The sequence below is a fragment of the Pseudomonas sp. A39 genome (assembly GCF_058145955.1).
Window position 1 is genome coordinate 86,055 of record NZ_JBYVMD010000005.1, and the last position, 23,987, is coordinate 110,041.

Consider the following 23,987-nt stretch of genomic DNA (forward strand, 5'->3'; position numbering starts at 1 on the left):
TCATGCAAAACACCCTCGACGTACTCAAGCAGGGTCGGGCGCTGCGCCTGGCGGCCGATAACCGCTTGATAACCGCGCTGATCAATCACCTGGAATCCACCGACACCACCGCCTTGCGCATTCCAGAATGTTCGTCACTGGGCTGCTGGCTGCAGCTCTATCGCAAAGCGCTCAGCCGACCGAACGTGCAGGCTTGGCTCACACGACTGCCACTGGACCTGGCTGGCCTGAACGTGCAGCAAGACACCACGCAGCTGGCGCTTGGCGCAGAACAGGTGCTGAACTTTTACGGTTATCCACACCCCCGCCATCACGGGGAGCGCCGGGTGATCACCCAGGCGCTGGATCAACTGAACACCTTTGCCGACCCCAAGGTGGGCCTGAATGACAGCCTCAAGCGGTTGAACCAGGACCTGCACCAACTCGCCGACAGCCTGGGAAACCTGGTGGATGGAGACGATTTCAATCTGTTTTCCACCTACAAGACCTACCTCAAGCTCGAGTCCGGCTCGTTTTGGGCCACGACCCAGCAGGCCGGTGCAGCGCTGCTTACAACCCTTACCACCACGGCAGAATTCTTGGCGCTTGAGTCAGCGCAAGGCCTGCAACCCGGCATGTATGCGTTCGACCCCGCCACGCGCCGGCTCAGCGGCAAGAATGCCCTGGGCATGTTGGTCGACATCGGCATCGAACAGTTGCTGGCGTTGCCGCCCGAAGCCCAGCTGCAGCAGTTGGTCGACGTCGCCGAACAGCTCTGCACCCTTGTCCACCAGAGTGGCCTGTTCAGCGTTGCCCAACTCCTGCAGTGCCACGACCTGCCGGTGCCCGACACACCTGAGGAGGCCCGGGCACTGATCGACACCCTGCGCCAGTCGACGGCGCTGACGATGCTGCCCGTCGCCGACCTGGCCAACGCCGACATCGCCCTGATGCAACACCTGCAATGGCTGGCGCTGGATCACGACCGGGCGCTCATGGCCGAAGCGTTGAAGGCCCTGGTCCTGGGCAAGGACAGTGACAGCCTGATCGACACCGCCGGCGTGCCACTGACACCCGATCCAGACTCCAGCGCACGCCAGCCCGACAGCGCTCGCCATCCCGCCGTGAGTGCCCGCTCCGCTTGCGGCCCGTTCAGCCTCAAGCAGCTGTTGCACCACCATGAACTCGACATACCCGACACGGTGGCCGCCGCCGACGACACCCTGCTGAGCCTGCACATGAACCTGCCGAGGCCCCCTGCATTCGGTGACTACCACGCGCTGTTGAGCGCCACGGCTCGCTCGCCGGTGCAACTGGATACCGCCCAACGAAAAACCATTATCGAGACGATCAATACCGGGCGGCAGAACAACCGCCCACGCCTGCTCGATCGGCTATGCGGCGCCCTGCTGAACGGCAAAACGCCTGAGCAGATCCGCACACAGGCCGACGCTCTGCTCAAGCAACTGCTCGGCCTGGAGCCCGCGCGTGCGTTGGGCCAACAGCTGATCACGGCACTGCAGTGGTATGGGCAACACGCGGACGAATCCGCCGGCCAGACAAGCCTGGGCCTGCTGGTGCTGAGCGCACTGATCCTCGACCTTGACCCTGCGGCCGGTGAAGCAGGCTACGTGCCGGCCGGCTTCAACCTGGTCGCCGACGTGCACTGGGGCAAACCCCATGCCGACTTACGCCGCGAACTGGAACTGCACGTGATGCGCACCTGCAAGGTCTCGACCGCCGCCGCCCCGCTGGCGGCGCACTTGTTGCTGGCCGGCACCGCGCCGGAGTTTCTGGTGCAGGCATTGCCCGACACCCTGCGTTTTCGCACATCGATCGCCTGGATGACCTTCAAGCAGGGCGTGATGATTGCGCACGCACTGGCGCCTGGATCACCGCAGTACATGACCTACAACGACATGATCGCGCTGGCTGCGCAGCCGCCCAAGACCGTCCAGCAGCAACAGTGGCGCGCGTACACCGCCACCCGCACCTTGCTCGACTGGGCCATCGCCCAAGGCGAACTGCCCGAGCGCGAGAACGGTGAATACCTGACTGACGAGATCGACGCCCTTAAAACCCGCCTGATGCATCGCCTGCAAGCCTTGAAGGACGCGCTGATCACCGTTGCCAGCACACCGCCGAGTCGCCGCAGCATCGCCCTGGAGGATCTCAAACGGGTATTTCCAAAGCAGCCGTGGCTGGAAAAAGCCTGCCTGTGGCGCCCGGTTCCACCGCTGGCCGGCAGCAGCCTGCGCTTCCCGATGCACCATCACGATCGCGAGAACTACAGCCTGCATTCGCTGGTGGAATTGCACATGGACGGCCAGTTGGACGACACCCGGTGGGCGTCTATCGAACCGCAGCTGGACCTGGCGCAACTGCGTCTATCGTTTGGGCAATTAGGGGATATCAACGAACGCTTCGACACGGCCTTTGGCGTCTATATCGCAACGATGAAACAGGCCTACAGCACCACGATTGAAGACCTATTGGCGCAATTGCCCCTGGCTGATCGTTCGCACCTGCAACAGGCTGACCTGCAACTGTTGGTGCTGAAAAAACCACCTGGCAAGGACCTCACGCTGCTGAGCAAGGAAGAAGAGCTCGCCCGTACCGCGCGGACGGGTGTGATCCTGCGCGCGACATCGCCCACCGGCATCGAGGAGTACGAGCTGTTCCCTCTGCTGAACCGCGTGCACAAGCGCGACGGCCCACCGTTGGCGTTTCGCCTGGGAGGCACGCCGATTTCGGCCACCACCGGCGGTGCCCACTCGACCCACCCCGTCACGCAGTTGCTGGTCGGCGATGAGCTGTCCGTGGACTGGGAAGCCTACGCCAATGGGCGCCCGCCGAGGCTGGGGATCCGTTCCAAGGTGATCATCGACCTGCTGTGGTCATCCACCCCGGCGCCGGACAACTCACTGCCGTCGACGGCGTTCACGTTTGGATCGTCGGTCAATCGCGCCATTGCCCACGCCATCGTGCAGCAACACTTCTTCCTCGAAGTCGACGGCTTGCGCGTGCAGGCCAGGGGCTCGACCCGGCACGAACACTTGCAGCAACGCTGGGATCGGTTGCTGGCCCGGCTTAAAAAACTCGTCCCGTTTTGGTCGTGCGCCACCGACATCACCTCCGCAGACCTGCGCCGCGCCATCGATGGGGCCTATGGCTGTTTTATCGACTTGCTGGCCCTGCTGTTTCCCACCCAACAGTTTCTTACGGCCTCGCTGGCGATCTTGAAAAGAACCGTACCGCTGCCGATTAAACTGATCCAACTGGGCCGCTTGAGCAGCGCCTTCCTCAATACCGTGCTGAACCCGCTGGACGGTATTCCCGGCCTGTTCAGGCTGGCCGGTAGCGGCGCGATCCGGCTGACGACCGAAGCAGGACGTGTGCTCGACACGGCGATCGGGCAAATTCAACGCAGCACCGCCAACGCGTTATGGCTGGATTACCCCACGTTGCTGGCCCGCGCCGACATCGGCAACGGCACGGTGCTGCGCGGGAACGACTTCGTGCGTATCAACGCCCTCCTGCACAAAAACCGCTGGCACGCCTGCTCCCCCTTCAGCACCCGACCGTATGGGCCGCCGCTGGATAGTTTTCGCCTGGCCAGTGCCGTCGGCGTGATACCGATGCGCGCCGCCAATGGTTACCGGGCGTTGGTCACAGAACGTTTTTTCGCCACCCAGCCGCTGGTCATCCCGCGCTCGGAGGCCACCGACCTGCTGCACCAGAACCAACTGCTGCGCCTTGAGCACAAGGCCGCAACGCACCTGGACGATGTGCAATCACCCGCCTACTTTAGGGTCGAAAAAGGGCTGGACGCGGCTTGCCTCACCGGCCGAAAAAAACGCAGCCCGATCCCGTTGGTGTGCTTCACCAAAAGACTCTCCACGAGCCGCTCATCCATTCATCATCGCCGGGTCCAGGCGATTGAGCATATCCGTCTCACCGCGGCGCCCGCTGTGGGGTCGGCCCCGCGACGACTGGTGTATGACCACCGGCTGTATGAGGCAATACCCTCGGGGAGCACCTTCGACCTCACGCCAGTGGCCCTGCCGCCGCTCTTGAAGTACAAGCCGAAAGTCACCGGCACCCTGCTCGACGATGAACCGCAGTTCGGCCTGCCCAACGACCAATTGGATAACAAGCTCAGCCGCGAAACGCGAGTGGTTGAATTGCAGGCGTTGGTTGACGGTGTGGAAGACAGCCGCGTCGTGCGGGCGATGGCGGTCGACCTTAATCCGCCAGGCACACTCCCCAACCCCCGCATTGTCGTAGAGGCCGATACAGGGATTTTCTATGAGGTGAGTCGCCGCGCGTCGGAGTGCAATCAGTTGTACTTCAGCCAAGGGGGCGAGCACGAACAACTGATCCGCGCATTCAGCCAGCGTAAACTCGACTATTTAACGGCGGCAGGTTATGTCCACAACCGTCCCCTGGTCACTCTGCCGACCCTGGAAGTGCTGTACGGACAGCTGGCTCGCCGAGATTTCAGCCCCCAAAAAATTGCGCGCCTTCGCCAGCAGGCCAGCACCTTGAGCCCGCTCAAGCAACGCGAGTTGTTGCTCAACGCAAGCGATCAAGGGCAACGCCTGCCGATCAGCATTGCAGCAAGGCCAATGCAACTGGAGAGTTGGCCACGTACCGCGTTGATTCAGGCTGCTGGCAGCGCAGAAAAACTCAACCAGTACCTGGCCCAAAAGGCGCACGCAAGCACCGTGGCCCTGGTGAAGAGCACCGGTATCGGCTCAGCCAATGTGGTGGGCACCGGCCTTGACGAACTGACCCGGCTGGACATCGCCGAGTCCTTGGTGATGTGGCAATACAGCCGCGTCGGCCATCCCAACTACACTGAGGTGATCCTCAAGACCGGCGCCGGCAATTGCGACCAGATGGCTCATGTCGCCCGAGAGCTGATCCGGGTTAACGGTGGCCACGCGCACATCTGGGGCATGAGCCCGCCCGCGCATGCCTTCGTGGTGGTAGGCGCACCCACCGCCACGCTGACACACACGCTGGACTTCAAGGAAGCAGGCTGGGCGGACCTGTGGATCTGCGACCCATGGGCGGCCATCGTCTGCCCGGCGCGGGACTACATGAAACTGCTCAATGAGAAAATGATCGCGTGGTCTCTGCAGGATATCTCGGTGTTTTTCAACGACCAGGGCACCTACCGTTGGGGCCAGGCCAATGACCAACACTGGCTGGCACTGCTCAATAATGGGTTGAAACACCCGTTGCCCTGACGCAACACGCGTTCCTCTATCGACATGCCGCACAAAAACGCCGCTGCAATCGCCCGCCACCGTCTAAGCTTCAGACAAGTCCGATCAATCTGCGTGAATGGATCAATCGACTATGGGTGCTCTGTGGCAATCGGATTCGACCAAGGCTGCCGTTTCAGAAAGCAGTGTGGATCAGCCATCTTTGCCCAAAACGCCTGCACCTCGCCGTTTATGGCGACGGGTGTTCTGGCTGGTCCTGTTGATGGCCTTGATTGCCCTCGGCTTCGCCACCGCCCGGGAGGTACGCACCTCTGCCCTGCAAGCCCGCGAGCTCAGCCGCCTGGCCGCCAGCCTCACGTATACGCTTGAGCCCGGCCCCAGCGAGGCCATCGTTTACCCCGGTGCCGGGCCATTCGACAAGCGCCTGGGCTACAGCGCCCTCGGAGAGTTTTTGCCCCGGCTGCTTAAACGCGATTATCGGGTGCAGGCGCAAACCCGGTTCTCTGGCGCGTTGATGGATTACAACAACCACGGTTTTTTTGTGCCCTATGCCGAAAAAACCCAGGCGGGGCTGTCCATCACCGATTGCCGGGCGGCGCCGTTGTACCAGTTCAACTACCCGCAGCAACTGTACGCAAGTTTCGATGCCATACCACCGTTAATGGTGCACAGCTTGTTGTTCATCGAGAACCGTGACCTGCTCGACCCCGAGCAGCCCCTGGCCAACCCAGCCGTGGACTGGCCACGTTTTGCCAAGGCAGCCTGGTCGCAGGTGGCGAAGCTGCTGCACCTGCCGGGGCAAACCGCTGGGGGCAGCACGTTGGCCACGCAGCTGGAAAAGTATCGCCACTCCCCCGACGGCCTGACGCTGTCCGGCGGTGAGAAACTCCGCCAGATGATTTCCGCCAGCGTGCGCGCTTATCAGGCCGGCCCACACACGTTACAGGCCCGACAGAATGTGGTGCGCGATTACCTCAACAGCGTGCCGTTGTCGGCAGTACCCGGGCACGGTGAGGTGCACGGCATGGCCGAAGGATTGCGTGTGTGGTACGGCGCCGATTTCGCCCAGGTCAACCAGGCGCTGGCCAGCACCACGCACGATGCGCAAAGCCTGAAGCAACGTGGCCTGGCGCTGCGTGAAGTGCTGTCGCTGATGATTGCCCAGCGCCGCCCCTCTCACTACCTGAGCAAGGGCCGCGAGGAGCTGGCGCAGTTGACCGACAGCCATCTGCGCCTGCTCACGCAAAACGGCGTGATCGACTCGGCGTTGTCGGCGGCCGCGCTGGCCGCCAAGGTCACGTACCGCGACTGGCAACAGCAACCGACGATCCAACCGATTGAAACCAACAAAGGCATCAGCGTTGCCCGCAGCCGTCTGGCCGCCCTGCTCAATCGCCCGCTGTACGACCTTGACCGCCTTGATCTGTCCGCAACCAGTACCTTGCAGAGTGACTTGCAAGCCCAGGTCACCGAGTACCTCAAACACTTGGCCGACCCGACCTTTGCCGGTCAGATCGGCCTGATCGGCCCACGCTTGCTCACCGCCGACAGCACACCGCAAGTGCGCTACAGCTTCACCTTGTTCGAACTGACTCCCGACAGCTCACGGGTGCGGGTCCAGACCGACAGCACCGACCAACCCTTCGACATCAACGAAGGCAGTAAGCTGGAACTGGGCTCTACCGCCAAGCTGCGGGTACTCACGACTTACCTGCAAATCATCACCGAACTGCATCAACGCTATGCCGGGCAAACCCCGGCAGCACTGAAAAAAGCCGAGATTAACGACCAGGACCGTCTCAGCCGCTGGGCCGTCGACTACCTGGTCCAGAACCCCGGCACATCGCTTGCCGCGATGCTCGACGCGGCCCTGGACCGCACGTATTCGGCCAACCCCGGCGAAAGTTTTTTCACCGGTGGCGGCCTGCATCACTTCCATAACTTTCGCAACGAAGACAATGGCCGCAACCCCACCCTGCGGGACGCCTTGCGTGAGTCGATCAACCTGCCGTTTATCCGCTTGATGCGCGACCTGGTGCGCTACAGCACCTACGCGGGGCCGAACAACAGCGCCGTGCTGCTCAAGGACGATGATGACCCGCGTCGCCAGGAATACCTGGCCCGGTTCGCCGACCGCGAGGGCACGACCTTCCTGCAAAAGTTCTGGAAGAAATACCAGAAAAAAGACACCCAGGCGCGCCTGGACACCTTCCTCGACAGCCTGCGGCCCACGCCGATTCGCCTGGCGGCGGTGCACCGTTACCTGTTGCCCGACGCCAACCAGGACACCTTCAACCGCTTCGTGCGCTCGCACCTGAACGGCGTCAAGCCCCAGGAAAAACTCACCGACGAGCGCCTGGCCAAGCTCTATAAGAGTTACGGCCCCGGCGCCTACGACTTGCCCGACCAAGGTTACATCGCCAAAGTCCATCCCTTGGATTTATGGCTGCTGGGCTACCTGCTGAACCACCCGCAAGCGACCTTCAGCGAGATCGTCAAAGCCAGTCAATTCGAGCGTCAGGAGGTGTACAGCTGGCTGTTCAAGAGCCGCCATCAAAGCGCCCGGGACAGCCGTATCCGGACCATGCTGGAGGTCGAGGCGTTCCTGGATATCCACCAGCGCTGGCAGGCAGTGGGCTATCCGTTTGATCACCTGGTACCGTCGCTGGCCACCGCCATCGGCAGTTCGGGCGACCGCCCGGCAGCGCTGGCAGAGTTGATGGGGATTATTCTTAACGATGGTGTGCGCGAGCCGGTGCTGCGCATCGACAGCCTGCAGTTCGCCGCAGGCACGCCCTACGAAACCCGCTTGACCAACACCCCCGACCGCGGCAAACGGGTGATGCCTTCCGAGGTGGCCACCGCGTTGCGCGGGGCCTTGTCCCAAGTGGTGGACGCCGGCACCGCCAAGCGGGTTTCCGGCAGCTTCAAACTGGCCGACGGCTCGCCCTTGGCCATGGGTGGCAAGACCGGTACCGGCGATAACCGGATTGAAGCCATCGGCGCCGGCGGGCGGGTGCTGAGCTCCAAGTCGATCAACCGCACGGCGACCTTTGTGTTCTACATCGGCGAACAGCACTTCGGCACACTCACCGCCTTCGTGCCCGGTGCCTCGGCGCAGCACTTCACGTTCACCTCGGCGCTGCCGGTGCAGGTGCTCAAGGGCATGGCGCCGATCCTGACGCCGTACCTGCAACCGGGTAGCCACTCACAGTGTGTGGCGGGGCCTTAGGTCATGGCACACCCATCACCAGCACACCGCTGCCGTTGATGGGCCCGGCAGTGGGTAGGGAGCCCGCACGCCTGACCAGCGTAAAGGTCACGTCATCGCCCCCCACACTGTTGTTGATTTGGGTGAGGAAGGAGCTGCCGACTCGAACCGCAGTCCCTGCACGGACAAGCGCCGTGCCTACATCGGGATTGGTCATCACCAACAGGCGTGAGTCGAACGTCGAGGGGACGCCCTTATAAGTGATGGTGATCGGCGTGGTAATCCCGCCGTCCGGGCATGAGTAAGTCAGCCGACGGTCGCTGCGCACGGTCGTTGTCAGCGGGTCGGTGCCTATCGCTCTCTGGTGTACGTTGCCGAAGTTGATGTCAATCGGGTTGTTATTGTTGATCGTGCACGTTGACGGCGAAATGGAGAAGTTATTGGCGGCGGTGTAGGTCACCGCAAGCGCCGAACTGCCGGAGTTGTAGTTGTTTGTCTGGTCGAGATTCAATCTTCCAAGCACATCCCCGATGCGAACGTCGATAGGGTTGGCAGGATCATTGCGCACTAGAATATAGGGCGTTACATCGACCGGGACGCCGATGAGATTGTTCGGCATGGTTGTCATTCGAATGCCATTCGGAACGGGGTTGTTGTAGTAACTTCCGTTTATCCGTAAGCCCGTGCCTTGGTTGGCAAATTTTGCACCGGGTACCCAGGCAGGTCCTACTCTGGCCGACGTCGCCCAGTAGTCCGTATACCAAGGTTGGCTCCCCCCAAAGCCGGAAAACCGGCACTCTAGCCGCACCCCTTCCAGCATGATTCGGGTTCTGTCCGCACCCAGTTGAACAGTGACGGGGACTTGCAGGTTTAGCGTGCCGCCTGCGCCTACAAATATCCACGGTCCGCCGTTCACACGGCAATCCGTTGCTCTGGCGGTCGTCGCAATACCTGTCAGGACCAGAAGCAGCAAGACTCCATATAGTCGTTTCATGTTGATCTCTCATTGCTCACTTAACGGGCACCGCACGACGAACATTCAGCCCGTGCGTTTAAGCCGCCCAGAAGCGAGTTGAAGTTTGTCTGAGGCTATTTCTTTCAGCCTATGAGTTTCGGTGTACCGCGTTACGGGTAGTCCAACGTGAACGTTGAGGTCACCCTATAGGCGCCGTGCCCTATGGTTTGATCCTTGATGGCATTCGGTTCGCCCTGCACGTAGGCCTTGAGTTCAATGACATTGCTGCCATTACTCAGCACCTGTTCATCGCTGACGGAATTCACGGGCAATGGCTTATTAGCCGGTGTCTCCAGACCGATGCCGATGCCTGAGGCAATACTTCCACCATCCAGCGCGAACAAGCCGGGTAGCGCCATGTTTTCTCGCCCCCCGAGCGTGATGGTGACGGTGTTGCCAATACTGGTATCGCAGTCTTCCAGGTGCACCTTGAAGCCCTTTCCCTGCGTGCGCGTGTTGATGTAGAGGTGCTTGCTGGTAACGTCCCAGAGTTCCAGGGTGATCGACTCGTCACCCGGTCGGAGGGTGCAGGCTTCTTCAACCAGGTTGCCCTTGAAGGACAGGTTGTCCGCCGCCTGCCCCGTGGGGATCAAGCCGAAGGTGAGCAGTAATGCCAGCCCGACACAGGGCCAAGCCTTATGAACAATTGCAGGGTGCATAGACTCAACTCCTACTGGTATTCGGCCAACAGCGTGGCCACCGCCGTGAACCTTGCCGGGGCCAGGATTGCGCCTGGACGTTTGACGGGTACAGCCTCCAACAGCGGCGGTGACGACAGGGCGATATCCAGTGGCGTATTGAGCAGGAACGGGGCGTTATTCTGAAAAATCCGAATGGCCAGGTCAGCGGCGCTGGTCTGCACCGCCGAGGCGTCATAAGCCGCTGGTGTTCCGTTAACGCTCAATTTCAGCTGCCACGGCAGCGTGTCGGCGCCGCAGGTAATGAGGTAACCGAGTGCCCTGCGGTATTTCACACCATCGACCTGCTTGACCCCGACATCGCCAAAATCGACTTCAATCGTGGTTCCTGCATTAATGGTGCAAGGGGGCGGCTCATTCAGTGTTCCGCTGAACGTCAGGTTGGCCGACGCGCCACTGCAAAAGCCGATGAAGCACAAGGCGAGCAACGCTCGCTGCTGCCGAAATGTCATGGATCGCTTCTCTTCATTGGTAATCGACCACAAGGGTGGCGGCGGCATCGAATGCACCTCCCGTCAGCGTGCTGCCCGCGCGCTTGACAGGTACCGCCTGCACGACCGGGAAGTTGGGGTAGGTAAAATTCACGGCCGTATTCAGAGGCCAGTCAGCGCCATTGATGAACAGCTTTACCCCAAGGTCGGGCTTGCGGGTCAACAGCACGCGACCATCAAACGAAGCCCCCGTGCCCCTGAGTTCCAGTGTCAACGCGTTGCTGAACGGGGAGTCACAGCTGACGGTATAGGGCACGCCCCGACGATAGTTGACGCCGTCGATCCGTGACGTCAGCAGGTCATTGCCGAAAGGCACATCGAGCGTACTGCCGTTGTTTATGACGCACGGCGGAGGCGCAATGATGACCGCACGGATGCTCAGATTGACGTCAGCCTGCACACCTTGACTGACCACCCACAGTAAGCCGCCGCCGATAAGAAGGGCCCACGGGCCTTTTGACTTAGCCATTGTTCTGCCCTCACTCATATTTGAGCCTGAAATCAACGACGGCCCGAAAGGCCCCGCTGGTCAAAGGTGCGGAGGTGCGCGTGGGTTGGACATTCCAGGTCTGCGTGCTATTGCCCACAGGCAAGAACAACGGTTGGCCCCTTGAGCCCAGCTGTACGTCCCGCCCCAGGGCATCGATCATGCGCAAGCCCATCCCGGTGATGCCTTGAACTTTGAGCAGGCGTGCATCATCGGCATCGGCAAGTCCGACAAACATGACCGTCACCACCGGTTGATGCGCACTCCATGTCAGGTTCCCGGTGCGCTCATTGCGGATGCTGCCTGCGGTGCGTTGGCAGTCCTTGAAAAGCAGTTGGAATGCCTTGGCTGTCGCCTGATCGCCGGGCCGCTGGAGCTGGCTCGTCGACACGGCACCCAGGTCAATCGTCTGATCCATTGATGCCATCTCCAGGCTGCACGGAACTTCATGCATGGACCCGAGAATATTCAGCTTCCCGCTCATGCCTTCAATGTCCTCATCCTCGGCGTGCGCACTTCCCATCAAGACCAGTAACAGGCCGGCCCAGGCGCTTATACGTTGCGACTTCATGATGTTCTCCCGCAGCAGGTGCTACTCATTACGCGGCGAGGCTTGGGTGTTCACCTTGCAGGTATCGCCACTGCAGGTGAACGCCAGCACCGGACGGCCGCCGTAGTCATTCACATAGGACAAATAGGGTGTGGTACCGAGTGCTTTGGCCGTGGGGCCCAACGCCAGCGCACCTTTGGGCGGAACCATGAGGGGTTCAAAACCCGGCACGGTTTTACCGTCCTTGCTGCTGCGCGCATCCACCAGGGTCACGTAGTAAGGCGTAGGGTTATTCACCTTGTAATGCTCGCCTTCGCGGGTGAGGGTCAGCTTCTCCTGCCAAGGGTTGGACAGGTCTTGCTGGCTGGGGGCAATAGCTTGGGGCCGGTAGAACAATTTGATCCGGGTTTGCAGCGCAATTTGCAGCGTGTTGGCCTTATCGCTGCGCGGCGGAATTTCCCTCAGGTTGAAGTAGAAAACCGTCTCCCGGTCCTGCGGCAACATCTTGGCCGCCGGCAATGCCTGAACCTTCACCTGGCTTTGCTTGCCAGGCTCCAAGCGTTGAACCGGTGGCAGTACGATCAAGGGCGTGGTGATTTTTTTGCCGTCTTCATCCTCGATCCAGCCCTGGGCCAAATACGGAAGCTGGGTATTGTTGTTGGTGATGTTCACACTGGTGGCCTCTTTGCCGCCGTCAAAAATCACTCGGGTCCGATCCAGGCCCACCGCGGCTTGAGTGCTCTGGCTCAAGCCCAGGACCAGTAGAGCGAATGCCTGGAATAGGCGGCGCGTATTCAGCGTCATGAGGATGTGTTCTCCGTATTAATTGGCTTCCCGGTCAGCGTTGCTGGTTCGGGCAAGGATTGATCAGTGGCGACGCTCTGGCAGCTCAGTTCGAGGGCGTTGGTCAACGCATCCGCGGGCAAAATGGCCGGGAGCGTAAGGACGCATTGCTCGCTACCGCCCCAACTGACGATCATCTGTTTGCCGGCCTGTATACCGCTCAGGTAGACATTGCCGCCGTCGTTGACGATGCCGGTGTCCTGCTGCTTGAGGTTCTTCACCGTCGCGCCGAAGGGGGGTGAACTGCCGTCCTGCAGGCGAAGAACAGCCATGGCCTTCTCACCGGCAATCACCTCCAGCGACCGGTAACCAATAGCGCCCTCGGTGAGCGTCAGTTGCGTCACTGATTGAGTGGCTTCGACGTTGCCAGGCAAGTTCTCCAGGTCAACACTGGCCGCCGTGCGCTGATAACTGCCGATGTCGGAGATAACTGCCTTGCCGAAGGCGTTAGTGCGGGTCGGAGTGCCGTAAGCCCGCACAGGCACATCGGGCACACCGCCGGTGTCGACCATCAAACGGGTTCCGCCGGTACTGCTGGAACGATGCAGTGCCCCACCGTAAGGCGTGAGCGTGCCCCCCCCGCGCGCAGACACACCCAGGCTGCTGTAATTGCCCTCTTGGGTGCTGACACTGAGATCAATGTCCGCCTGGTCACCGATATGACTCAAATAACCACTGGCGGACGTGTCGCCGGCACTGAGCTGGTAGCTGTTGCGCTCATCGAAGCGATCGCTGTAACGGGTGGAAAAGTTGTTCTCACCCGCAGCTCTATTGGCATCCAGCGACAGCGTGCCGCTGCGTCCCAACGGCAGACTGACGGTCAGCGCTACGCCGTTATCTTTATGGCTGTATTCCTGACTGCGGTACAGGTTCAGGGACAGGCTCATATTCTTGACGGAGCCCACGCTGAAGTAGCGTGACACCGACATGTTCCAGCGCTGAGTGGCCGGCCGCTCCCAATACGTTTGTTTGCTGTAACTGGCGTAGACAGTGGCCCCCAGGTCCCGGAACTGCTTGTTAACCGTCGCGGTATACAGCGCCTTGCTGCCGCCAATCGGCTTCCAGCCGTCGGTGAGTTCGCTACGACTGCTGAGCTCGCCGTTCAACCCGTAATGACGAGCATCCAAGTATTCACTCATACTCAAAAAGTTCTTCTCGGAAAACCGATAGCCCGCGAAGGTGACTTGGCTGTCGTATTGTTCAAAGTGCTTGGAGTATTGAAGGCGGTACGATTTTCCCGAGAGCGTCTCGTTCCAGAGCTCTGCGCGAGACTGCGTCACGTCCAACGATATGGCCCCGAATGCCAGCAGGTCGCGACCCGCACCCACGGAAACCGCCCGGTAGTTGTTATCCGTCATGCCGCCGCCAAACAGGGACCAGCCATTACTGACCCCCCAAGAGAACTCTCCCGTGCCGAAAAAATCTCCGTCAGCGCCGTACTGAAGGTTGGACGGCCGCCCAGTCGCCAGCTTGTAACGCACTTGCCCGGGGCGCGTCAGGTAAGGAACACCCGCCGTGTCGATCTGGAAGCTGCGCACCGAACCATCCTGCTCCTCCACCCGCACATCCAGCGTGCCGGATACTGCATCCCGCAGGTCTTGAATGCGAAACGGCCCTGCCGCCACCAGGGTTTCGTACAACACGCGTCCCTTCTGGCTGATGACGACTTTCGCGTTGGTCTTGGCCACCCCGACCACTTCAGGTGCATAGCCGCGCAAGTTAGGCGGCAACTGGCTTTCATCCGAATTGAGCGAGGCACCGGTAAAACGGAAACTGTCGAACAGGTCCGAATACAGATAGTCCTCGCCCACCACCAAACGCGCCTTCAACGCAGGCACCGCGCGGTAAGCGTAGTAGCGGCTCCACTCCAGCTTTTGATCCTTGTAGGACCGCTCGCGGCCGCTCTCGACGCGCCCCTGCCAATCAGCTCTCAGGCGCCACGCCCCGGCATTGGCACCGAGTGTTCCGTTCCCACTGAAGTTATTACGGTTGCGCTCATCCTTTTGATAACTCGACTGCGCCGTCATGTTGTAGTCAACCAACAAGCCCGGCACGCCCTCGTCCCAGCGGGAGGGCGGATCCCAATTAATGGCGCTGTACTCAAGGTAGGCTTGGGGAAGACTGATGTTCAGCGTAGAAGTGGCTAAATCTCCACTCACCTCCATACCCGGCAAGCCTGTGATATCCAGGCAGCGTCCGCCGTTCCACCAAGTCAGTTTGGCGGCACCGGACGTTTTCAGGCCCAACTGTTCTACCAATTCGGGTGATAAACAGGCCTCGCTCCCTTTGGGATCATCATCGGGGGGATAAAACGCCACCGATTGTTCCGCAATGGCCTGAGTATTGATCTGCACCACCATCGAGTAAGTGCCAGGCAGAATAAAGCCGCTGCGCGCAAACTGAGACAAGTCGATATTCGTGCGATCATTAAGATCAAGAACGTCGGTATTAAACTCTATATCTCCGGCACCCAATACAGTGCCTGCCAGTGACATCAACCCGCCAAAAAGGCTTGGGCGGAGTGCACTTTTCACCTTCGACGTATTCAACATGAAAACAACCCATCACTGTTCAGAAGTATTCCAACTTGAATCGCACTGCGGCACCGTGAGATCCCACCACCAGCGGTAGTCCGTTACCCACCAGGTAAAGCCTGTAGTGGAGTGTCATATCGCCTTCCACTATCGGCAGCAGCGCCATCGGCTGACCCGGCACACTCTCTTGACCCGCAGCATCCTCAATATGGAAAGCGACCCCTTGTGAGCCACCCGACACGGCAAAGGAGCGCCCTTCCCTATCGCTGGGCCCGTCGAACGTCACCCGCAGATGCTGCCAATCAGGCAGCGGTACACCTGGGCGCAAGGGGTCCTCGCGACTCAATGAGCAATTGACGAGACGTAACTGGAAGGGGTGGGGTGCGCCCCTTGCCAATCGCAAAAGCCGGCCCACAGGTTCGGGGGGCATCACGATCGTCTGATCGGCACTGCCCGCTTCCAGCCCGCAGGCTGAGTCAACGACCACGCCGCCCAGCGTGACAACCCCTTCGCCTTGCGAAGACGCTTGCGCGCCAGGGGCGCTGGTGATCGTCAATAAAGAGGCAATAGCGAGACTTATGAATGTTTTCACCTGGACCTCCCGTCAGCGTCCCCCCGCCACCCGGGGTGGCGGGGGAAAAACTTACTGATAAGCCAAGGTAAAGTTGGTGACCGCGCTGAAATCACCCGGGACGATCGTGCCCGTGGCGGCGCCTTGTACATAAGCACCAAATTCCAACGTGTTATCACCGACGGAAATGGCCTGCGGGGTGGTCGCGACACCCAGCTGAATAGGACGACCCCCGTGCGTCATCATGACGCCCACGCCGCCCGCGCCACCCACGGTACCGATCGCTCCCGGAACAGCGCTGGAGGGCGCGCCGGTGAAGGTGGTGGTCACGGTGTTATCGGTGAGGCCGGTCAAATCGCAGCCTTCCAGTTCGATGGTCACAGGGCGCGCATTGGACTTACCGCCATCTTGCAACTGGTGCTTTGCGATCGAACCCAGGGGAACAGTCTGATCGACGGATTCAGGCTTGATAGAGCAAGCACCCGAGTGCACCGAGCCGGTAAAGGTAATGGTTCCATCCGCCGCATTAGCAACGGACATCGAAGCAGCCAACAGCCCGACAGAGAACAGCGCAGCTTTCATTTTAGATTTCATTTGCAAGTACTCACCTATCAATAATCATCGTTAGAAATCCTGACGCAGTTGTGCGAGGACCTATTAAAAGCGCCGATTTTTTCCAACTATTTGCATTGCAAATCAGGAGCCGTTCGACACCCGACAAGTTTCCGCTGCGAGCACGAGCAAGTAAGCCGTCTTTTTCCCTGAATCTCGTGGCCTTGTTACACCAAGACACATAGGAAGATTATGGCAATTTGCCAAAACTTTAAGAACGACTGTAAGAAAGGGATTACATTGAACTAAACGAGAATTCTTTAGTTGCGAAGAGTCCGTAAGAATAGGATTACATATTCAAAAAAACAACACTGTTTACTTAGGCAGACCCACTAAATAGTGCAAAACACTGTGGCGGTACGCGGACCGTCCGTCGGGCGCCCTTGCGTGAAATCTAAGATATATCTTACGTTATATCTAGACACACACAGAGGCTCCTACCATGCGAGACCATCCTCACCCACGCGACAGTTTTGACCCCCGCGGCGGCCGCGGTCGCGGCCCCCGGGTGTTTGCCCCCGGCGATTTGAAACTGCTGTTGCCGGCGCTGATCGCCGAGCAACCGTGCCACGGCTACGACTTGATTCGCCGGATCGAAAGCCTGTTCGACGGCGCCTACACCCCCAGCCCCGGCGTGATTTACCCCACCCTGACCTTTCTTGAAGAAAGTGAATTGATCGCTGGCGACGCCGCAGGTGGAAAAAAACGCTACACAATCACCGACGCCGGTCGTCTCTTCTTAAGCGAACAGGCGGTTGCCCTCGACGGCATCCGCATGCGCATCGATGTGAGCAAACGCTCACTGCGCGGCCACGACCGTCCACCGCAAATCCACGAGGCGGTGCACAACCTGCGTCACGCCTTGCATTCGCACCACGGGCGTTGGAGCCCGGAAGAAATCATTCGTGTCGCGGCGCTGCTCAACGGCACCGCTCAAGCCATTGCCGACGGGAAAGACCAATGAATACGCAAGCCATCCATCGCGTTACCCACGAGATCAAGCGTCGCCGCCTGCAAGTGCTGCGGGTGGTTGATCTCACCCCACGCATGCGCCGCATCACGCTCGGCGGCCCTGAGCTGGCGGGCTTTGTCAGCCTGGGTAGCGACGATCACATCAAGCTGCTGTTCCCGCAAAACGCCGCTGAACAAGCGGCGCTGGAAAGCCCGACCTTCAGCATCAAAGGCGAAGGCCCGCAACCGGCCATGCGCGACTACACGCCCCGGCGCTTTGACCTGGACGCGGGTGAGCTGGATATCGACTTTGTGCTGCACGGCGATGGCCCTGCGTCCACCTGGGCCGAGCAGGTGCAAGTCGGCCAACACCTGTATATCGGCGGGCCACGGGGCTCGATGATCGTGCCGGATATCTTCGACAGCTACCTGCTGATCGGCGATGAAACCGCCCTGCCCGCCATCGCGCGCCGCCTGGAAGAACTCCCGGCCGGGCGCACGGTGCTGGCGGTGATTGAGATCGCCAATGAAGCAGAGCGCCAAGCCCTGCAGAGTGCCGCCGATGTGCAGGTGAAATGGGTGGTGCGCGGCCAGGATGACCTGCTCGAAACAGTGCGCAACCTGAGCCTGCCGGCCGGTTCGCTGTACAGCTTTGTCGCAACCGAAACCAAGCTGTCGCGCCAGGTACGACGTGTGTTGCTGGACACGCACAAGGTCAACGAGGAATTCCTCAAGGCCGTCGGTTACTGGCGGGCCGAGGGCAGCGAAGAAGAGTGAGTCAGGTGCGGGGCTTGATGAGCCTATCCAGCCCCACCACCGCCAGCGCGATCAACACAAACCCCAACAGAATCCCCCCGGCATTCACAAACACCTGTGGATAACCCAGGGTGCTCACATCAATGAACGGGTACTGATACTGCCCGAGCAAGTCCCCACGCAGCAGCGCGTAGGCGAAGTACACCAACGGGTAGATCACCCAGGCGCCGATGTGCCTGAAGCGCAAATGGCCCTTGGGCACACACCGCCACCAGTAGATCAAAAACAGCACCGGCATCACGTCATGCAGCAATTCATCAGCAATGAATTGAAAGCCTGAAGGGCTCCACAAATGCCGTAGCAGCAGGTTGTAGGCCAGGCTGACCACAACGATGCTCACAGCAATGCCACTGCTGACCCTTGGCGCGAGAAAAAACCGCTTCGCCGCTGAGTCGCGATTCACCCAGGCATAGCTCAACACCACCACCGCCAGGGTGTTGGTGAGCACGGTGAAGAAACTGAAAAAGTTGATCAGCCCGCCGAGCAGGCTGGCGCCAGACGTCCAGCGCGAATAGAAAATCAGGTATTGCTGAATCGCCAACCCCGCCCAGCCGGCCAATGCCGCTGCCGCCACGAACCGCTTCATGGGATCAATCCAACGGGCGTTTGGTGCGCATCAGCTTCACGTACAACCCTTCGACTTTCTCCCGAGCCCATGGGGTTTTGCGCAGGAACGTAAGGCTCGATTTGATGCTCGGGTCGCTCTTGAAGCAGCGGATATCAATGCGCTCGGCCAGGCCTTCCCATTCGTAGTGTTCCACCAGCGTGGTGAGGACGTGTTGCAGGGTCACGCCGTGGAGGGGGTCGTTGCTTGTCGCGGTCATGCCAGGCCTATGAAAAAGGGTCACGAAGGTGCACACCTTATCACCCGCCTGCCCGGTTATAAAAAGTTCCCGTTCCCAGCGAAAAAGAGATGTTATATTGTAACGATAAATATCAAATCTTTTCCCCGTTTTGCCAAGGAATGTCCGATGTCCCTCTCTTCTCTGTGGCGCTTGTCCCCGCTCGCTGCCGCCCTGCTGATCTGCTCCGAAGCCCAGGCCCTTGAACTGCAACCCCAAGTCATCACCGGCAACCCGCTGGGCAGCGAACAACTCGCCTCGCCCACCACCGTGCTCGAAGGCGATGACCTGACCCTGCAACAAAAAGGCAGCCTCGGCGAAACCCTCAACAAGCAGCCAGGCGTGTCGTCGTCGTACTTCGGCCCAGGTGCCAGCCGACCGATCATTCGCGGCCAGGATGGCGACCGCATTCGCATCCTGCGCAATGGCGTCGGTGCGCTGGATGCGTCGTCGCTGTCCTACGACCATGCGGTGCCGCTGGACCCGGTCAACGTCGACCGCATCGAAATCGTGCGCGGCCCCGCGGCCCTGTTGTACGGCGGCAGCGCCATCGGTGGGGTGGTCAATACCTTCGACAACCGCATCCCGACCGAGGCCATCGAAGGCATCCACGGTGCCGGTGAGTTGCGCTACGGCGGCGCCGACACCACCCGCAGCAGCGCCGGCAGACTGGAAGCCGGTAACGGCACGTTCGCCTTGCACCTGGATGCCAATGCACGGGAATTCAACGACCTTAAGATCCCTGGCCAAGCCCGCAGCCGACACGCCCCGGCAACCGACGACGCGCCCGGGAAGAATGGCCGCCTGGGCAACAGTGATGGGCGCCAGGACGGCGGCGCCGTGGGCGGTTCCTACACCTGGGACGACGGTTATGCCGGGCTGTCCTACAGCAACTACGACGCCAACTACGGCTCTCCCGCCGAGCAGGATGTACGCATCCGCATGCAGCAGGATCACTACGCTTTCGCGTCGGAGATCCGCAACCTGCAAGGCCCGTTTACCTCGCTGAAACTCGACGCGGGCTATACCGACTACGAGCACCGCGAAATCGAAGGCGGCGAAACCGGCACGATCTTCAAAAACAAAGGTTATGAAGCGCGGGTTGAAGCGCGCCACCAGCCGATCGGCCCGTTCGACGGCGTGGTCGGCGCACAAGTGACCCGCAACGAGTTCTCGGCCCTCGGCGAAGAAGCCTTCGTGCCGCAGACCGATACCAACGCCGGCGCACTGTTTATCCTTGAAGAAATGCAGGCCACCGAGCGCCTGAAACTCAGCCTCGGCGGGCGCCTGGAACACACCAGCGTCGACCCGGATGCCAAGGGCAATGCGCGTTTCGCCAATGCCGACCGGTCCAACACCTTCACCGCCGGCAGCCTGTCATCGGGCGCCGTGTACACCCTCACGCCAATTTGGTCCCTGGCCGCGACCTTGGGCTACACCGAGCGCGCGCCGACCTTCTACGAGCTGTATGCCAACGGCGCCCACGTCGCCACCGGCACTTACGAATTGGGCGATGCCAACCTGAAAAAAGAAAAAGCCGTGTCCAGCGACCTGGCACTGCGCTTTGACACCGGCACCCACAAGGGCAGCTTCGGCGTGTTCTACAGCCGCTTCTCCAATTACATCGGCTTGCTGGGCACCGGTCGCACATTGAACGATGAAGGTGAAGAGGACGCAGCCGGTATCCCTGAGTACGAATACTCCGGCGTGCGTGCACGTTTCGCCGGCTTCGAAGCCCAGGATCACTGGAAGCTTGGCGAAGGCGCCTACGGCAAATTCGCCTTGGAACTGTCGGGCGACTACACCCGCGCCACCAACCTCGATACCGGCGAAGCCCTGCCGCGCATTGCACCGTTACGCTTGAACAGCGGCTTGCTGTGGGAACTCGACCGCTGGCAGGCGCGCATCGACGTGGAACATGCCGCCGGCCAAGGGCGTGTGCCGGATAACGAGAGCGGCACCGATGGCTATACCACCCTGGGCGCGAGCGCGGGTTATCGCTTCAACATGGGGGGCAGCCAGTGGCTGGCGTTTGTGAACGGTGAGAACCTGACCAACCAGACGGTGCGCTATGCCAGCTCGATCCTGCGCGATATCGCGCCGGCACCGGGCAGAAGCGTGCAGTTCGGTCTCCGTACAACGTTCTAAGGTGTACGCCTGACTACTTGCAGTGAGCGGGCTTGCCCCGCGCGAGGCAAGCTCGCTCACTACAAAAACCCTGCCCTGCCCCTCTTTTTGCAGCGACATTTAGTCACTGTTACCAAATCGGAAATGATGCATCTTGCGATTTGCGCTTTCTCTCGGCGCCCACTGCCTTTATCCTTCCCGGCAATAACCTGAAACGTTTCACTCCCCGGTCGACCCCATCTTGCTGACATTTCCCGCCTGCAAAGACAGCGCTGTCTTACCCCCCTCTGCGCCTGGGGATAAATCGCCCGCCTGTGGATAACCCCGTTTATCCCCGGAAAAACCGAATTAACGCTGAACCAAGCCCGTGCCGAATCGTCATCTACAGTGAAGACACACGGGGATACATAATTCCAACGTAACGGAGAAACACAACTATGAGCACTGACGGTGCCTCAAGCCCAAGTCGCCTGCTGCCCAGGCTGCTAGGCGTCTTGCTGCTGATCATGGGCCTGGCCTTGTTGGCCGGGGGTATCAAGCTGAGCATGCTCGGTGGGTCGCTGTACTACCTGCTGGCCGGTATCGGCATCACCTTGACCGGCGTCCTGCTGCTGGCCACCCGCCGCGCCGCGTTGGGTCTGTACGCACTGGTGCTGTTCGCCAGCACCGTGTGGGCCTTGTGGGAAGTCGGCCTGGACTGGTGGCAGTTGGTGCCGCGCCTGGCGCTGCTGTTCGCCCTGGGTATCGTCATGCTGCTCCCGTGGTTTCGCCGTCCGTTGCTGCGTGGCCAGCCTGCCCCGCTGGGCACTGGCGCGTTGAGCGTGGCCGTGGTGCTGGCCGGTGCGGCTGCCGTCGCCAGCCAATTCACCAACCCCGGTGAGATCAAGGGTCAACTGGACCGCGATGCGGTGCCGGGCATGGCCAGCGCTGCGCCGTCCCAGGCCGATGGCGACTGGAACTCCTACGGCCGTTCGGCCTACGGTGATCGCTACTCGCCGCTGGCACAGATCACTCCGGAAAACGCTCACAAACTGGTACCTGCGTGGACCTTCCGCACCGGTGACATCCCTGGCCCGAATGATCCAGGCGAGACCACCGCAGAAAACACCCCGCTGAAAGTCAATGGCATGCTCTACGTGTGCACGCCGCACAGCCAGGTGATTGCACTCGACCCGGACACCGGCAAGGAAATCTGGCGCTTCGATCCGAAGATCAGCAGCCAGGGTGCCGAGAACTTCAAGGGTTGGGCGCACATGACCTGCCGTGGCGTGTCGTATCACGATGACGCCGCCTACGCTTCCGAGCAGAGCCCGACCGGCAGCGCCAGCCCCGCCGCTGCACCGAATGCCTGCCCGAAACGTATTTTCGTACCGACTGCCGACACCCGTCTGATCGCCCTCAACGCCGACACCGGCAAGATGTGCGAAGACTTCGGCGACAAAGGCCAGGTCGACCTGCGTGCCAACATCGGCAGCTTCGCCCCAGGCGGTTACTACTCCACGTCGCCACCGGCCGTGACCAAGAACCTGGTGGTGATCGGCGGCCACGTCACCGATAACGTTTCCACCGACGAGCCAAGCGGCGTGATCCGCGCGTTCGACGTGCACACCGGCAAGCTGGTGTGGAACTGGGACAGCGGCAACCCGGACGACACCACGCCGTTGGCCGAGGGCAAGACCTACACCCGCAACTCGCCGAACATGTGGTCCATGTTCGCCGTGGATGAAAAACTCGGCATGCTGTACCTGCCGATGGGCAACCAGATGCCCGACCAATACGGCGGCGACCGTACCGAAGACTCGGAAAAATACAGCGCCGGCCTGACCGCCCTGGACATCGACAGCGGCCACGTGAAGTGGACCTTCCAGTTCACCCACCACGACCTGTGGGACATGGACGTGGGCGGCCAGCCTTCGCTCATCGACATCAAGACCGCTGAAGGCGTGAAGCAAGCGGTGATGGCGTCGACCAAGCAAGGCAGCATCTACGTGCTGGACCGCGCCACCGGCCAACCGGTTGTGCCGATCCACGAAGTGGCGGTACCGCAAGGTGCGGTCGCGGGCGACCACACGTCGCCGACCCAACCCAAGTCCGACCTGAACTTCATGCCGCCGCCGCTCAAAGAGCGCGACATGTGGGGCGTGACGCCGTTCGACCAGATGCTGTGCCGGATTGATTTCAAATCCATGCGCTACGACGGTGCTTTCACCCCGCCATCGCTGCAAGGCTCGATCGTTTACCCAGGTAACTTCGGCGTGTTCGACTGGGGTGGCATTTCCGTCGACCCGGTTCGCCAGATTGCCTTCGTGAACCCAAGCTACATGGCATTCAAATCGAAACTGATCCCGGCCGCCGAGATCGCCAAGCAAGGTCCACGCGTCAGCGAAACCGAAGGCGTGCAGCCGAACAAAGGCGCGCCGTACGGCGTGATCCTCGAAGCCATGCTGTCGCCAATGGGCCTGCCGTGCCAGGCACCGGCGTGGGGCTATGTGGCGGCGGTCGACCTGACCACCCACAAGACCCTCTGGATGCACAAGAACGGCACCGTGCGTGACAGCTCGCCGGTTCCAATCCCGCTGACCATGGGCGTACCTAGCCTGGGCGGCACCTTCACCACCGCCGGTGGCGTGTCGTTCCTCAGCGGTACCCTCGACCAGTACCTGCGTGCCTACGACGTCAAAAACGGCAAGCAACTGTGGGAAGGCCGCCTGCCTGCAGGCGCGCAAACCACACCGATGACCTACACCGGCAAGGACGGCAAGCAGTACGTGCTGGTCATGGCCGGCGGTCATGGCTCCCTGGGTACCAAGCAGGGTGACTATGTGATGGCGTTCAAACTGCCGGATTAAGCGACACCGACAACAAGACTGTGGGAGGGGACAAGCCCTAATGCCAGTCAGTTGAAGGTGAGCACCGTACCTGTGGCGAGGGAGCTTGCTCCCGCTGGGTCGCGAAGCGGCCCCAGCTCTTTGTTTCAAAAGACTGGGACTGCTGCGCAATCCAGCGGGAGCAAGCTCCCTCGCCAC

The 23,987-nt window shown here is 60.8% G+C and carries 17 protein-coding genes; 6 read left to right on the plus strand and 11 right to left on the minus strand.

Annotation, left to right across the window (positions count from 1 at the left end; translation table 11 throughout):
* The first annotated feature begins 2 nt into the window (after positions 1 to 2).
* Positions 3 to 5,234: a hypothetical protein gene (locus AC3ZU9_RS05475; protein WP_490090399.1), complete on the plus strand. Its 5,232-nt coding sequence runs from the start codon at positions 3 to 5 to the stop codon at positions 5,232 to 5,234.
* A gap of 112 nt (positions 5,235 to 5,346) precedes the next feature.
* Complete coding sequence (locus AC3ZU9_RS05480; protein ID WP_490090400.1) at positions 5,347 to 8,445, plus strand: transglycosylase domain-containing protein; 3,099 nt, start codon at positions 5,347 to 5,349, stop codon at positions 8,443 to 8,445.
* 1 nt (position 8,446) lies between these two features.
* Here the strand turns inward: AC3ZU9_RS05480 and AC3ZU9_RS05485 are convergent, their stop codons facing one another.
* The 9 genes from AC3ZU9_RS05485 to AC3ZU9_RS05525 all read right to left on the minus strand — a co-directional run bounded on the left by AC3ZU9_RS05485 (position 8,447) and on the right by AC3ZU9_RS05525 (position 16,195).
* Positions 8,447 to 9,418, minus strand: coding sequence for a fimbrial protein (locus tag AC3ZU9_RS05485; RefSeq protein WP_102061648.1), 972 nt, complete (start codon positions 9,416 to 9,418; stop codon positions 8,447 to 8,449).
* Between the two features lie 131 nt (positions 9,419 to 9,549).
* The gene (locus AC3ZU9_RS05490; protein WP_490090401.1) at positions 9,550 to 10,098 is read right to left on the minus strand and encodes a fimbrial protein; all 549 of its coding nucleotides are present in this window, start codon (positions 10,096 to 10,098) and stop codon (positions 9,550 to 9,552) included.
* 11 nt (positions 10,099 to 10,109) lie between these two features.
* Complete coding sequence (locus tag AC3ZU9_RS05495; protein ID WP_012722437.1) at positions 10,110 to 10,589, minus strand: fimbrial protein; 480 nt, start codon at positions 10,587 to 10,589, stop codon at positions 10,110 to 10,112.
* Positions 10,590 to 10,602: 13 nt separating this feature from the next.
* A complete protein-coding gene (locus AC3ZU9_RS05500) occupies positions 10,603 to 11,097 on the minus strand; it encodes a fimbrial protein (RefSeq protein ID WP_102061647.1) in 495 nt (164 codons plus the stop codon).
* Positions 11,098 to 11,107: 10 nt separating this feature from the next.
* Positions 11,108 to 11,686: a fimbrial protein gene (locus tag AC3ZU9_RS05505; RefSeq protein WP_012722435.1), complete on the minus strand. Its 579-nt coding sequence runs from the start codon at positions 11,684 to 11,686 to the stop codon at positions 11,108 to 11,110.
* A 21-nt stretch (positions 11,687 to 11,707) separates the two neighbouring features.
* Positions 11,708 to 12,469 carry a fimbria/pilus periplasmic chaperone gene (locus AC3ZU9_RS05510; RefSeq protein WP_320400277.1) on the minus strand — a complete coding sequence of 254 codons (762 nt, stop codon included), beginning with the start codon at positions 12,467 to 12,469 and terminating at the stop codon, positions 11,708 to 11,710.
* Positions 12,466 to 15,060 carry an outer membrane usher protein gene (locus tag AC3ZU9_RS05515; RefSeq protein ID WP_012722433.1) on the minus strand — a complete coding sequence of 865 codons (2,595 nt, stop codon included), beginning with the start codon at positions 15,058 to 15,060 and terminating at the stop codon, positions 12,466 to 12,468. The genes AC3ZU9_RS05510 and AC3ZU9_RS05515 overlap by 4 nt, the downstream gene beginning before the upstream one ends.
* Positions 15,061 to 15,079: 19 nt before the next feature.
* Complete coding sequence (locus AC3ZU9_RS05520) at positions 15,080 to 15,634, minus strand: fimbrial protein (protein WP_012722432.1); 555 nt, start codon at positions 15,632 to 15,634, stop codon at positions 15,080 to 15,082.
* A 51-nt stretch (positions 15,635 to 15,685) separates the two neighbouring features.
* The gene (locus AC3ZU9_RS05525; protein ID WP_043204847.1) at positions 15,686 to 16,195 is read right to left on the minus strand and encodes a fimbrial protein; all 510 of its coding nucleotides are present in this window, start codon (positions 16,193 to 16,195) and stop codon (positions 15,686 to 15,688) included.
* A gap of 472 nt (positions 16,196 to 16,667) precedes the next feature.
* Between AC3ZU9_RS05525 and AC3ZU9_RS05530 the strand changes: the two genes are divergently transcribed.
* Complete coding sequence (locus AC3ZU9_RS05530; RefSeq protein ID WP_012722430.1) at positions 16,668 to 17,189, plus strand: PadR family transcriptional regulator; 522 nt, start codon at positions 16,668 to 16,670, stop codon at positions 17,187 to 17,189.
* Positions 17,186 to 17,953 (plus strand): siderophore-interacting protein, encoded by a 768-nt coding sequence (locus AC3ZU9_RS05535; protein ID WP_093542041.1) that lies wholly within the window; start codon positions 17,186 to 17,188, stop codon positions 17,951 to 17,953. Before AC3ZU9_RS05530 ends, AC3ZU9_RS05535 begins: the two co-directional genes overlap by 4 nt.
* A gap of 1 nt (position 17,954) precedes the next feature.
* On the opposite strand, the gene AC3ZU9_RS05540 is transcribed toward AC3ZU9_RS05535, so the two are convergent.
* Both AC3ZU9_RS05540 and AC3ZU9_RS05545 read right to left on the minus strand, forming a co-directional pair.
* Entirely contained in the window at positions 17,955 to 18,578 is a 624-nt protein-coding gene (locus AC3ZU9_RS05540; RefSeq protein ID WP_093542044.1) for a Pr6Pr family membrane protein, read from the minus strand.
* Between the two features lie 4 nt (positions 18,579 to 18,582).
* Positions 18,583 to 18,816, minus strand: coding sequence for a VF530 family protein (locus AC3ZU9_RS05545; RefSeq protein WP_012722427.1), 234 nt, complete (start codon positions 18,814 to 18,816; stop codon positions 18,583 to 18,585).
* Between the two features lie 147 nt (positions 18,817 to 18,963).
* On the opposite strand from AC3ZU9_RS05545, the gene AC3ZU9_RS05550 reads away from it, so the two are divergent.
* Positions 18,964 to 20,982: a TonB-dependent receptor gene (locus AC3ZU9_RS05550; RefSeq protein ID WP_012722426.1), complete on the plus strand. Its 2,019-nt coding sequence runs from the start codon at positions 18,964 to 18,966 to the stop codon at positions 20,980 to 20,982.
* A 416-nt stretch (positions 20,983 to 21,398) separates the two neighbouring features.
* Positions 21,399 to 23,810 (plus strand): glucose/quinate/shikimate family membrane-bound PQQ-dependent dehydrogenase, encoded by a 2,412-nt coding sequence (locus AC3ZU9_RS05555; protein ID WP_012722425.1) that lies wholly within the window; start codon positions 21,399 to 21,401, stop codon positions 23,808 to 23,810.
* The last annotated feature ends 177 nt before the right edge of the window (positions 23,811 to 23,987 follow it).